This window comes from Corynebacterium glaucum, assembly GCF_002287505.1.
Taxonomy (GTDB): Bacteria; Actinomycetota; Actinomycetes; order Mycobacteriales; family Mycobacteriaceae; genus Corynebacterium; species Corynebacterium glaucum.
On sequence record NZ_CP019688.1, the window covers coordinates 2,483,582 to 2,495,379 of the forward strand.

An 11,798-nucleotide genomic window follows, 5' to 3' on the forward strand; every position below is an offset into this window, starting at 1 on the left:
GTGGAACCGGAAGCCGGGTTCACTGTGGTATCCGGCACGACAGCCCCGCTTTCATCCAACACGTCCGTTTCACGTGAAACGAACGGTATGGGAAGGCTCAACGCTGTCGTCGTTAAGCGAATCGCCCTTGATGCGACCTGCCGCGAACTTGTTAACGATGAGCGCGATCGCACCGTCGCCGGTGACGTTGGCCGCGGTGCCGAAGCTGTCGACGACGATGTAGGACGCGATCATCAGCGAGATCATGGACTCGTCGAAGCCGAGGTTCGCCTGGAGTAGGCCGACCGCCGCCATGATCGCGCCACCCGGCACGCCCGGAGCCGCGATCATCATGATGCCCAGCAGCAGGATGAAGCCGAGGATCTGACCGCCGGTGACGTCCATGTTGGCCATGTAGACGATGGAGAGCGCGTAGAGCGTGATCTTCATCATCGAGCCGGACAGGTGGATCGTGGCGCAGAGCGGAACGACGAAACCAGCGACATCCTCGTCCACTTTGTTCTTCAGCGTCGAGCCGAGCGTGACCGGGATGGTCGCGGCAGAGGAGGAGGTGCCCAGCGCCGTGAAGTACGCCGGCAGCATGTTTTTCAGCGCGGTGAACGGGTTCACGCCTGCGATGACGCCAGCAACGAGGTACTGCAGAAGGACGATCACGATGGTCATCACGATGGAGAGGACCAGCACCACGCCCATGGCGGCCATGGTGTCTCCGAAGTTCTCGTTCATGCCCAGGTTGAGGAAGGTGCCGAAGATGAACACCGGCAGCAGCGGGATGACAAACGTGGTCACCACCTTGAGCACGACGTTGTTCAGCTCTTCAAGCACGTTGTAGAGGTTGTTCGACTTCACCGCAGTCATGGCCAAGCCGACGACGAAGGCGAGCAGCAGCGCGCTCATCACCTCGAACGGCGGGGGCATCTCCACTGCGAAGTAGGGGGCGAGGCCGCCCTCCGACGGGTCCACAACGCCCGTGACCAAACTGCGGCCGTCGAGCAAGCTGGGGTAGAGCGCCACCGCCGTGCCCCAGGCGATCAGCCCGGAGATGATCGTCGAGCCGTAGGCGATACCAGCGGTGATGCCCAGCCACTTGCCGGCACCGCGGCCCAGGCCCGCAATCGCCGGCGTGATCAGCGCGAAGATGAGCACCGGCACGAAAAAGCCGAGGAAGTTGGAAAACAGGCCGTTGAACGTGACAAACACGCGCGCGAGCCAATCGGGGAAGAACATGCTGCATAGGTAGCCCAGGATGATGGCCACGACCACCCAGAGCAGCAGCGAACGCAGGAGCTTTGATCTCATACCGCTATTCTCACCCACCGATGTGCTCGAGGCGGAATCGGCGCGGGCAAGTCGCACACATCACACCGGATGCGGATTCGGCGCCTGTGCAGCCGGAGTTTAAGCTGGACCCATGTCTCCGTTTGCAGCCATGACCACCCTGAACATCGTTATCGGCATCCTCTTCATCATCGCTGCGGTCGTACTGGTGGTCCTCGGCGGAGTCGCCGCCGCAGGCAAACTCCCGGGCAACAAAGCCATCGGTCTGCGCGTGCCTGAGGTGCGCAAGGAAGAACGGATCTGGGTGCAGGCACACCGGGTCGTCGGCCCGTTCTGGATCCTCGCCGGCGTCGGCATGGCCATCGGCGCAGCGTTCAGCTTCATCGCTCACGGCTGGCTATGGGTTGCGCCGGTCATCGCGTTCGTCGCAGGTCTCGTCGCACTCTCCATCGGCGGCAACTACGGAGCCAAGACAGCAGCGCTTATCGACGAACAGTTGACCGCCGATGCCGAATCACCCGCACCATCCAAGCCGGCGCCAGCAGTGGACGTGGATGCCCTGCGCCGAGCAGCCGGCAAAGCCGACGAACGCTAGCGCACTTCCTTATCCCAGTGCAGCTCGCCTCAGTGAGAGCTCCCGCTCGGCGCCGTAAATAGGGGAGCCGGTAAGGGGCAGTCGCGTGAGGTCCACCGCGGCGACCGCCTTCAGAGCGACGACGTTGGCGCTTCGCGCCGCCTTCTTTGGCAATCCAATCGAGTCGGCGAACTCATCCCAGTGGCGAAGCTTCAGGTCCTTTGTTCGACCACTTACCGGCAGTGCCATACTGAAGTCGCGGTAAAGGGCGGTGCTGGGGACATCGTAGATGGGGGAGAGGTCCCATGCGCCGTCCCGGCGTTGAAGTATGGAGATGTTCTTCGCGTGGAGATCTCCGTTGCCGGTCAACCAGGCGAAGACGAACTGGAGATACAGCGCGCGCGTCGCCACTCGCGGCATCGCGGTTTTCGACGCCATGGTGAGAGTCACGTCCTCAGCTGACACGTTGTACTTAGCGGCGGGCGCGATGCCCATCACTTGGGCCGCGTCTTCCATGGCGTAACGTTCTCCACCTGCCCCTCGGTCAAAGCGGGTAACAAGCAACCCCGTAATCCCGTTGCGGTCGGCCACTAGCTTGGACTCCGCTACGGGCAAGCCGAGCTGTTTCGCGGCCTGCAAATGGAGAAACTCATTCTCCACAAGAAACGGATAGTCGTTCGGCGAAAGCTTGAGTATCGCGGGGGCGCCGGGGAGTGCAAGCGGCACGTTGATCATGGACGCGGAGACCTTTTCCTGGACCCCTGCGATCCCTTGAGAATCGACTTCAGAGAGAAGTTCCCAGAAGTCCAGTTCTTCGAGCTCGCGCGATGCCAGAGGCGGCTTCGAATGCGGCTGTTCACCCGCTGGGACAACTTGGACATCACCTGGGAGATCGTTACCGATGGGGAGGAGCAAAGAAAGCTCGTCATCGAACGAGGTCTTTACTGCCTGCCGCAAGATGCTGAGCCTGCGCCCCTCGGGAAGTAAGCCAGTGAAGAACGGAGGCAGTGAGCCTGCAGGGGTCACGACTGGCTCGGGATCGCGGGGGAGTGAAAACGCTACGTCCGGTCCTGAATACTCTTCGCGGTAGGAAAATGTCGTTGTCGCGTCGTCGCCCCGCGTGAGGTGACCAGCAACCACCCCCTGCTTGTAGACGTCAGCGCGTGCAACTGACCGATACCGTTCCAGATTGCTCACTGAGTCACCTCAAGCCTCAGACCAAGGACGTCCAGAGTTTCCAGCACAGCCCGAAGGCTCGGCGAGCCAGACCCGTGCTCGATATCACGCAGCGTGGCGTCCGAGATCCCCGCGAGCTCCGCAACCTGCACTTGCGTGAGACCAGCAATCTTCCTCGCGTCGCGGATCGTAGTCCCGATCAACTCCGCGCGAGGCCCAACTTCAGTCCTTGGCCCATCCATGATTACCGACTTCCGATCAGAGATATTCTTCGGATTTCAGACATATCATGTGGAGTATAACCCGACAGTAGTAGTTTTCCGAGGAATAGTTGGGATTCCACTCAAAACCACCCAGCAACCACGCGATATCGGGTCAATCCGTAGGATCTCTCGGATTCCAACCCGCCGTTGCCCACCTCACACCCATGCGCTACGCTTAATCCCGTGACTTTCTCCGAGAACCAAAACTGGTGGTGGCGCGCGTAGACGGCGTGCCTTGAGAAGTCATTTCACCGGCCCGCCGGCTTGGAACCCAACCAAGCACCGCGGGCCTTTTCGCTCTTAAGATCCTCGGTGCAAAGCAGATACGACCAAGGACCACAGATGAGCAAACCCCCACCACGGTTCACGCGCCACGAGGTGCGCTACCACGAGGACGCTTCGAGCCTCTTCGCGCACCTCGGCGGACTCGAGACCACCGACGCGGTGCTATTGGAATCGGCCGACATCACCACCAAGTCCGGACTCCAGTCGGTCGCGGTCCTCGCCTCATCGCTGCGCGTCACGTGCAACGGCACCCGCGTCACGGTCGAGCCCCTCACCGATTCCGGCCGAGTGCTCGCCGATCAGGTCCGCTCGGAGCTCGCCGAGCATATGCTTAACGACGCCGCGGGGGAGCAGGTCTACGAGTTCCCAGCCTCCACCGCCGCGGACGAGCGCGAACGCCTCACCGCAATCAGTTCGGTCGAGGTCCTGCGGGCACTGACCACCCACGCCAACTACGGCAACGAAGACTTCCCGATGCTCGCGGGCGGTTTCGCCTTCGACTACTTGGAAACCTTCGAGGAGCTTCCGCGTGTCAGCGAAGGCGTGAACACCTACCCCGATTACCAGTTCGTGCTGGCCGAGGTTTTGCTCCGCGTCGACCATCAATCCAAGACGGCGTACCTCGCGGGAGTCGACGCAGCTGGTGACGGTATCGACCTCACCGCGCTCGCCGCCGCGATCGACGCTGCCGAGCCTGCCGATGAGCACGCCTACACAGCGGCTCCCAACCCGTCGAATGCGCTCACGGCACGGCCGAATGTTGGGGATGCGGCGTTTGGCGCAGACGTCGAAAAGCTCAAGGGTTCCATTGAGTGCGGTGACATCTACCAGGTGGTGCCGTCGAGAAGCTTTAGCGCCGAGTGTCTGGACGCGTTCGCGGCGTACCGGGCGCTGCGCGAGACCAACCCCTCGCCGTACATGTTCTATGTGCGCGGAGTGGGGCGCGACGGCGAACCGTATGAGCTTTTCGGCACCTCGCCCGAGTCGAACCTGAAGTTCGATGCGGAGACGCGCGAAGTGCAGCTGTACCCGATTGCCGGTACCCGCCCACGCGGTCTCAACCCCGACGGGAGTGTGAACCACGAGCTGGACACCCGTATGGAGCTGCAGCTGCGCACCGACGCGAAAGAGGTCGCGGAGCACACGATGCTGGTCGACCTAGCGCGCAACGACATGGCTCGGGTGGCTGCGCCGGGGACGCGCGAGGTGGCGGAGCTGCTGCAAGTGGATCGCTACTCCCGCGTCATGCACCTGGTCTCGCGGGTGACCGCGACGCTGGCGGATGACCTCGACGCGCTCGACGCGTACCGTGCGTGCATGAACATGGGCACGCTCACCGGCGCCCCCAAACTGCGCGCGACGGAGCTGCTGCGTGACCTCGAGGGAGTGCGCCGCGGTTCCTACGGCGGGGCGGTGGGGTACCTCACCGGCTCCGGCGACTTCGACACCTGCATCGTGATCCGTTCGGCATATGTTTCACGTGAAACGGCCGTAGTTCAGGCGGGCGCCGGCGTGGTGCGCGACTCGAACCCGCAAGCAGAAGCCGACGAAACACTGCACAAGGCATACGCCGTCCTGAGCGCCCTGGCTAAGGCCGCGGACGCTGAACTGGAGGTCGCGAAATGATCGTGCTGCTGGATAACCACGACTCCTTTGTCTACAACCTCGTCGATGCGCTTGCGGGTCTAGAGGGCCAGAACACCGTGGTCTACCGCAACACCGTCAGCGCCGACAAGGTGCTCGGTGCCGGGGACGGTGCGGACGAAACGTCACCCGACCTCATCGTGCTCTCGCCCGGACCCGGCTACCCGCGCGATGCGGGCTGCATGATGGAGGTCATCGAGCGCGCACAGGGCCACATCCCTATCCTCGGTATCTGCCTGGGCTACCAAGCCCTGGTAGAGCACCACGGGGGACGGGTGGAGCCGTGCGGGCCGGAGCACGGGTCGTCGATAAGCATAATGCTCACTGATGCCAGCCTGGACTCGCCGATCTTTGCTGGACTGACGACGGACGGTGTGCCCGGCGAACCGGGTCGGGCCGTACCGGTGGCGCGCTACCACTCGCTCGGCGCGACGGACGAGCCGGATGGCATGCGCGCGCTCGCGTGGACGGAGACGCGGATCGGTGATGTGATCATGGCAGCGGAGACCACCGATGGCATGAGCATTGGCCTGCAGTTTCACCCCGAATCCATCCTGACTCCTGCGGGTCCGCTCATCCTTCAGCGCTGCGTGGAGCAGCTCCTCAACCAGACGACGAAAGCGAAGAAAGGCGATACCGATGGCCAGCGATAGCTCACTGGAAATCCTGCGGCGCTTCTTGGACAACCCGGCGCCAACTCTCGACGAGGCGGTGGAGGCGTTCACGCCACTGACCGTCGGCGACTACGACGACGTGCACATCGCCGCGCTGCTGGCCACGATTCGCACCCGCGGCGAGACCTTCGAGGACATCGCGGGCGCCGCGAAAGCGTTCCTGATTGCGGGTCGGCCGTTCCCGGTGACGGGGGAGGGGATCATGGATTCCGCCGGCACTGGCGGCGACGGCGCGAACACGATCAGCATCACCACCGCGGCCTCGTTGGTGGCGGCCGCAGGTGGGGTGAAGATGGTCAAGCACGGCAACCGCTCGGTGAGTTCAAAGTCCGGCTCCGCGGACGTGCTCGAGGCGCTCAACATTCCGCTCGACCTCGACCCGGATCGCGCGGTACGACAGTTCGAGTTGTCGAACTTTACCTTCCTCTTTGCGCCCGCCTACAACCCGGCGGTGGCTTTTGTGCAGCCGGTGCGCAAGGCGCTCGGCGTGCCCACGTTGTTCAACACGATGGGCCCGCTGCTCTCGCCAGGTCGTCCGGAGGTCCAAATTATGGGAATTGCGAATCCTGCGTTGGGGCAAAATATTGCGGAGGCCCTGCGTGAGCTCGGGCGCTCTCGCGCGCTGGTCGTCCACGGCGCCGGCACCGACGAAATCGCTGTTCACGGCGACACGCTCGTCTGGGAGTTGCGCGACGGCGAGATCACGCACTACACGCTCACCCCGGAGGAGCTCGGTGTTACCCGCCACCCGTTGGAAGAACTCATCGGTGGAGACGGCGCCGAGAACGCCGCGATGATGCGTGAGACCTTCGCCGGGCGAGGCCCAGATGCGCATCGCGACGCCATCGCCCTCAACGCCGGTGCAATGTTCTATCTCAACGGCACCACCGGTTCCATCGCCGAGGGTGTCGATCACGCGCGCACGCTGCTTGCCGACGGCACTGTCGAGCGCTGGCTCCAGCAACACGAGGAGGCGGACTACAGTGCCTAAACTTCCCACCGTCCTCGAGGGAATCGTGGAAGGGCGGAAACGTCACCTTGACGAAATTCGCCAGCGCGTGGCACATGTCGATTTCGACACGTTACCTAAATCAGAGCGCTCGCTTTACGACGGCCTGCGCCGCCCCGGCACATCGTTCATTCTCGAGTGCAAGGCGGCTTCCCCTTCACTCGGGTTGATCCGCGAACACTACGAGCCCGGCGCGATCGCAACCGTCTACTCCCGCCCGGCGTACAAAGCCGCCGGCATCTCGGTACTATGCGAGCCGGACAAGTTCGGTGGCGACTACGACCACCTCGCCACCGCCGCCGCAACGACGCACCTGCCCGTGCTGTGCAAGGACTTCATCATCGACGAGGTGCAGCTCTACGCCGCGCGCTACTACGGGGCAGATGCGGTCCTGCTCATGCTCTCGGTGCTGAACGACGAGGAGTACACCCGTCTTTCTGCACTGGCCGAGCATCTCGGCCTCGACGTGCTCACCGAAGTGATCGACGAGGCAGAGGCCCAGCGCGCTGCACGCCTCGGGGCAAAGATCTTCGGCGTGAACCACCGCAACCTCCACGATCTGACTATCGATCTAGACCGCTCCGCGCAGCTCGCCCGTTTTGCGCCGGCGGACGCGGTAGTGGTCTCCGAGTCGGGAATCCGCGACGTGGAGACGGTGCGGCACCTCGGCCAGCACTCCGACGGGTTCCTCGTCGGTTCACAGCTTACGAGCCAGCCGGACATCGACCTCGCGGTACGCATGCTGGTCTACGGCCCGAACAAAGTGTGCGGATTGACCACACGTTCGGCCGCCCAAGCAGCCAAGGCCTGCGGCGCGGTCTATGGCGGCCTGATCTTCGAGCAAGCGAGCCCGCGCAATGTTTCACGTGAAACGGCGCAAGACATCATTGCGCACGAGCCGGGCCCCCGGTACGTCGCCGTGTCCCGCCGCACCGAGGGCTGGGGCGAACTCGCTGATCTTGACGGACTACATGCCGTGCAGATCCACGCGCCCTACCAGGGGAGCAGCGAGGCGGAACTCAACCTTCTCGCGCGCGTGCGCTCCGAGATCGGGGAGGGCATCGAGGTTTGGCGTGCCGTCTCCATGACCGAGGCACACGGCCCGGCCACCGCGGGAGCGATTGCCGATCACGTCGACATGCTGGTGCTTGATGCCCGTGACGGTGGTTCGGGGGAGAGGTTTGACTGGGGGGCGGTCCCGGCCGTCGTTAAGCAAAAAGCTCTTCTTGCCGGCGGCATTTCCCCTGCGAACGTCGAAGAAGCACTGGCCGTAGGCTGTGCTGGTGTGGACCTGAACTCGGGGGTGGAGTATCCCGAGACTGCCGGCGTGTGGGCCGGCCGCAAGAATGCGGCGGCGCTGCGAGCGACCTTCGACCTCATTGGCAATTTTCACTACTAAGGACGATTTCTGTGACTGACAACGCGCACGGCGACTCGACGCTGCTGCCTGCTTACCACGGCGAATTCGGCGGCCAATTCGTGCCCGAATCGCTCATGCCCGCGCTCAACCAGCTGGAGCGCGCGTTTGTGGACGCCATGGAGGACGACGAGTTCATGGCGGAGTACCGCGCGCTGCTGCGCGACTACCTCGGGCGCCCGACGCCGCTGACTGAGTGCCGCAACCTGCCGCTCGACGGTGCGAACGCGCGCATCTTTCTCAAGCGTGAGGACCTGGTGCACGGCGGCGCGCACAAGACGAACCAGGTGATCGGGCAGGCGCTGCTGGCGAAGCAGATGGGCAAGACGCGCATCATCGCGGAGACCGGTGCGGGCCAGCACGGCACTGCCACGGCGCTCGCGTGCGCGCTGCTAGGCCTCGAATGCGTGATTTACATGGGCAAGGTGGACATGGCCCGCCAGGAGCCGAACGTGTACCGCATGCGCCTCATGGGTGCTGAGGTCGTGGGCGTGGAGTCCGGTGCCGGCACGCTGAAGGACGCCGTGAACGAGGCGCTGCGCGATTGGACGGCTACGTTCCACGAGTCGCATTACCTACTGGGCACCGCCGCTGGCCCGCACCCGTTCCCGAAGATTGTGAAGGAATTCCACCGCGTAATCTCCACCGAGGCGCGCGCGCAGATGCTTGAGCGCATCGAGAAACTGCCGGATGCGGTGGTGGCGTGCGTGGGCGGCGGCTCGAACGCCATTGGCATGTTCGCAGACTTCATTGACGACGAGGGCGTGGAGCTCATCGGCGCCGAGCCAGGTGGCGAAGGCTACGGAGTAGGCAAGCACGGCGCGGCGATCGCCGCGGGGACCATCGGCATCCTGCACGGCACGCGCTCCTACCTGATGCGCGATGAGGACGGCCAGGTCGAGGAGTCCTACTCCATCTCCGCGGGCCTGGATTACCCGGCGGTGGGTCCGGAGCACGCATATCTGGCCAAGTCGGGCCGTGCGAAGTACGTGCCGGTGGCCGACCAGGAGGCGCTGAACGCCTTCCAACTGCTCTCGCGGCACGAGGGCATCATCCCGGCGTTGGAGTCCTCGCACGCGATGGCCTACGCACTGCAGCGCGCCGCCGAGCACCCGCGCGATGCCGAGCCGCTGAACATCTTGGTTGCGCTGTCCGGCCGCGGCGATAAGGATGTCGCCCACGTCCGCGCCACGTTGGAAGAGCACGCCGACTGGGTGCTCGGCGGTCCGGGCGCTGCGCTCGCTAATTCTGATACCACAGAGACCACCGGTTCCCCCGAACACGCCGAGGAGGCGAAGTAGATGAGCCGCTACCAAACTGCATTCGATCGTCTCGAGGCGAAGCGGGAGGGCGCCTTCGTGCCCTTCATCATGCTCTCCGACCCGACGCCGGAGGACGCGCTCGAGATCATCAGCACCGTCGTCGACGCCGGCGCGGACGCCGTGGAGCTCGGTGTGCCGTTCTCCGATCCGGTGGCGGACGGGCCCGCGATCCAAGGCGCCCACGTGCGCGCGCTGGACGGCGGCTCGACCGTAGACAAGGCGTTGAACCAGGTGCGTGTGCTCCGCGAGCGCTACCCGGAGCTTCCCATCGGCATGCTCATCTACGCCAACGTCGCCTACGTCCGCGGACTTGAGCGCTTCTACCGCGAGTTCCACGAAGCCGGGGCCGACAGCATCTTGCTTCCCGACGTCCCGGTGCGCGAGTCCGCCCCCTTCAGCGAGGCAGCAGTGGCACAGGGCATTGACCCCATCTACATCGCACCCGCGCGGGCATCCCGAGAGACGCTCGAGGGCGTGGCGGCCAACTCCCGCGGTTACATCTACGCGATCTCGCGCGACGGTGTCACGGGTGCGGACAACGAGGCGACTGTTGAGGGCCTACGTGAGGTCGTCGATAATGTTCGATCCTTCGGTGGTGCTCCGGTGCTGCTGGGCTTTGGCATCTCCAAGCCGCAACACGTGGCTGATGCGATTGCGGCGGGGGCGACGGGTGCGATTACCGGCTCTGCGATCACAAACATCATCGCGAAGTACGTCGAGCACGAGCACCCGAACCCGGGCCGGGTCACGGACATGGACGCGCTCAAGGCGGAGCTGACCGAGTACGTGCGCGCGATGAAAGTTGCGACGGCCAAGTCGGGCGGGGGTACGGTGAAGTCATGACCGCTGATTCCACTGCCGCAGCCAATTCGCCGCTCTGCTCCCGCCGGATGTTCATCTTGGGCACCGCATCCACTTTCGCGGGTGCGTTCCTCGCAGCCTGCGGCACGGAGGTTGACGAGAAGGTTGCCAAGACCGACGTGCCCGTGGGCAGCGCCGTGATTCTCGACGGCTTCATCATCGCGCAGCCCACCGAAGGCGAATTCGTTGCGTACTCCAACGTGTGCCCGCACGAATCGGCCCGCATCACGCAGGTGCAGGGTGACGTTGTGCGCTGCCCGAAGCACGGCTCGACCTTCTCCATCGCCGACGGCAAGGTGCTCACCGGCCCTGCCGAGGACGACCTCAAGGAAGCTTCGATTGTCGACGGTGGCGACTCGCTTTCCGCACAGAACATGTAGCTCCGTGCGGAGCTTAACTGGCCGAGCGAGCTTAGGCTTGCTTGGTTAAACCATGGCTGACCTGGGATAAGGGCGCATTGCCTTGCTTGCGCGCCGATGAGACATTCGGTTGTATTGGCAGCTATGACTGAAAACCGGGCTGCGTCCAATTCCGCGCCAACTACCGCGTCCACACCCAACGGCGATGTCGTCCTCAACGAGGTCGAGGTGAAGACCTACGGCATGGGCGAAAAGCTCAACCGCCTACGCGCCGCCGTACTCGGCGCAAACGACGGCATCGTTTCCACTGCGGCCGTTGTCGTCGGTGTCGCAGGCGCGACGACAAACTCGCGTGAAATCATCACCGCTGGTGTGGCAGCGCTCGTTGGCGGTGCCGTATCGATGGCGCTGGGGGAGTACGTCTCTGTCTCCTCCCAGCGCGACGCTGAGAACGCTGCAATTGGTACCGAGCGCAGCTTGCACGACAAAGACCCAAAAGGCGAGTTCAACCACCTCGTGCAGGCATACAAGAATTCAGGGCTGAGCGAGGAAACGGCAATCGCAGTTGCGCAGGAACGAACCGCCAACGATCCACTCGCAGCACACCTCGAGGTGCACTACGGCATCGACGAGGAAGACCTTGTCAGCCCCTGGTCCGCGGCGATCGCCTCGTTCCTCGCGTTCTTCGTCGGCGCGCTCATCCCGCTCATTGCGATCATCGCGGCGCCTGCCTCCGCGCGCGTCATCATCACCATGATCGTCACCCTGATCGCACTGGCGGTGACCGGCTACCTCTCGGCGAAGCTGGGCAACGCGAAGCCATTGCGCGCTGTAGTGCGCCTAGTGATCGGTGGCGCGCTCGCACTCGCGGTGACCTTTGGAGTCGGCTCCCTGCTGGGGACCAGCGTGGCATAGCGGGCGCTTACACTAAGGCGC

12 protein-coding genes are annotated in these 11,798 nt (G+C 64.0%); 9 read left to right on the forward strand and 3 right to left on the reverse strand.

All coding sequences use genetic code 11. From position 1 onward, the window contains the following. Positions 1-69: 69 nt before the first annotated feature. A complete protein-coding gene (locus CGLAU_RS12005; protein WP_095660913.1) occupies positions 70-1,299 on the reverse strand; it encodes a dicarboxylate/amino acid:cation symporter in 1,230 nt (409 codons plus the stop codon). 112 nt (positions 1,300-1,411) lie between these two features. Between CGLAU_RS12005 and CGLAU_RS12010 the strand changes: the two genes are divergently transcribed. Further along, positions 1,412-1,873 (forward strand): SdpI family protein, encoded by a 462-nt coding sequence (locus CGLAU_RS12010; RefSeq protein ID WP_232507126.1) that lies wholly within the window; start codon positions 1,412-1,414, stop codon positions 1,871-1,873. A 9-nt stretch (positions 1,874-1,882) separates the two neighbouring features. On the opposite strand, the gene CGLAU_RS12015 is transcribed toward CGLAU_RS12010, so the two are convergent. After that, entirely contained in the window at positions 1,883-3,049 is a 1,167-nt protein-coding gene (locus CGLAU_RS12015; RefSeq protein ID WP_095660914.1) for a type II toxin-antitoxin system HipA family toxin, read from the reverse strand. Next, the gene (locus CGLAU_RS12020; protein WP_095660915.1) at positions 3,046-3,270 is read right to left on the reverse strand and encodes a helix-turn-helix transcriptional regulator; all 225 of its coding nucleotides are present in this window, start codon (positions 3,268-3,270) and stop codon (positions 3,046-3,048) included. The genes CGLAU_RS12015 and CGLAU_RS12020 overlap by 4 nt, the downstream gene beginning before the upstream one ends. Positions 3,271-3,633: 363 nt before the next feature. Here CGLAU_RS12020 and CGLAU_RS12025 point away from each other — a divergent pair, with 363 nt between their 5' ends. From CGLAU_RS12025 to CGLAU_RS12060, 8 genes are all read left to right on the forward strand, one after another. After that, positions 3,634-5,202, forward strand: a complete 1,569-nt coding sequence (locus CGLAU_RS12025) for an anthranilate synthase component 1 (protein ID WP_095660916.1) — start codon at positions 3,634-3,636, stop codon at positions 5,200-5,202. Then, positions 5,199-5,873, forward strand: coding sequence for a glutamine amidotransferase-related protein (locus CGLAU_RS12030; RefSeq protein ID WP_095660917.1), 675 nt, complete (start codon positions 5,199-5,201; stop codon positions 5,871-5,873). The genes CGLAU_RS12025 and CGLAU_RS12030 overlap by 4 nt, the downstream gene beginning before the upstream one ends. Next, positions 5,860-6,885 carry an anthranilate phosphoribosyltransferase gene (gene trpD, locus CGLAU_RS12035; protein ID WP_095660918.1) on the forward strand — a complete coding sequence of 342 codons (1,026 nt, stop codon included), beginning with the start codon at positions 5,860-5,862 and terminating at the stop codon, positions 6,883-6,885. The genes CGLAU_RS12030 and trpD overlap by 14 nt, the downstream gene beginning before the upstream one ends. Next, on the forward strand, positions 6,878-8,302 hold the full coding sequence (gene trpCF, locus CGLAU_RS12040) for a bifunctional indole-3-glycerol-phosphate synthase TrpC/phosphoribosylanthranilate isomerase TrpF (protein ID WP_095660919.1): 1,425 nt from the start codon (positions 6,878-6,880) through the stop codon (positions 8,300-8,302). The genes trpD and trpCF overlap by 8 nt, the downstream gene beginning before the upstream one ends. 11 nt (positions 8,303-8,313) lie before the next feature. Then, a complete protein-coding gene (gene trpB / locus CGLAU_RS12045) occupies positions 8,314-9,621 on the forward strand; it encodes a tryptophan synthase subunit beta (protein ID WP_095660920.1) in 1,308 nt (435 codons plus the stop codon). Next, on the forward strand, positions 9,622-10,485 hold the full coding sequence (trpA, locus tag CGLAU_RS12050) for a tryptophan synthase subunit alpha (RefSeq protein ID WP_095660921.1): 864 nt from the start codon (positions 9,622-9,624) through the stop codon (positions 10,483-10,485). A gap of 47 nt (positions 10,486-10,532) precedes the next feature. Continuing rightward, positions 10,533-10,883, forward strand: a complete 351-nt coding sequence (locus CGLAU_RS12055) for a Rieske (2Fe-2S) protein (protein WP_095661207.1) — start codon at positions 10,533-10,535, stop codon at positions 10,881-10,883. 222 nt (positions 10,884-11,105) lie between these two features. After that, positions 11,106-11,777, forward strand: coding sequence for a VIT1/CCC1 transporter family protein (locus tag CGLAU_RS12060; RefSeq protein WP_415877162.1), 672 nt, complete (start codon positions 11,106-11,108; stop codon positions 11,775-11,777). Positions 11,778-11,798: the final 21 nt, after the last annotated feature.

What these genes read in the sequence shown, in the direction of transcription:
- CGLAU_RS12005 (WP_095660913.1), bottom strand. Translation starts at nt 1,299, where the DNA reads ATGAGATCAAAGCTCCTGCGTTCGCTGCTGCTCTGGGTGGTCGTGGCC.
- CGLAU_RS12010 (WP_232507126.1), top strand. Translation starts at nt 1,412, where the DNA reads ATGTCTCCGTTTGCAGCCATGACCACCCTGAACATCGTTATCGGCATC.
- CGLAU_RS12020 (WP_095660915.1), bottom strand. Translation starts at nt 3,270, where the DNA reads ATGGATGGGCCAAGGACTGAAGTTGGGCCTCGCGCGGAGTTGATCGGG.
- CGLAU_RS12025 (WP_095660916.1), top strand. Translation starts at nt 3,634, where the DNA reads ATGAGCAAACCCCCACCACGGTTCACGCGCCACGAGGTGCGCTACCAC.
- CGLAU_RS12030 (WP_095660917.1), top strand. Translation starts at nt 5,199, where the DNA reads ATGATCGTGCTGCTGGATAACCACGACTCCTTTGTCTACAACCTCGTC.
- trpD (WP_095660918.1), top strand. Translation starts at nt 5,860, where the DNA reads ATGGCCAGCGATAGCTCACTGGAAATCCTGCGGCGCTTCTTGGACAAC.
- trpA (WP_095660921.1), top strand. Translation starts at nt 9,622, where the DNA reads ATGAGCCGCTACCAAACTGCATTCGATCGTCTCGAGGCGAAGCGGGAG.
- CGLAU_RS12055 (WP_095661207.1), top strand. Translation starts at nt 10,533, where the DNA reads ATGTTCATCTTGGGCACCGCATCCACTTTCGCGGGTGCGTTCCTCGCA.
- CGLAU_RS12060 (WP_415877162.1), top strand. Translation starts at nt 11,106, where the DNA reads ATGGGCGAAAAGCTCAACCGCCTACGCGCCGCCGTACTCGGCGCAAAC.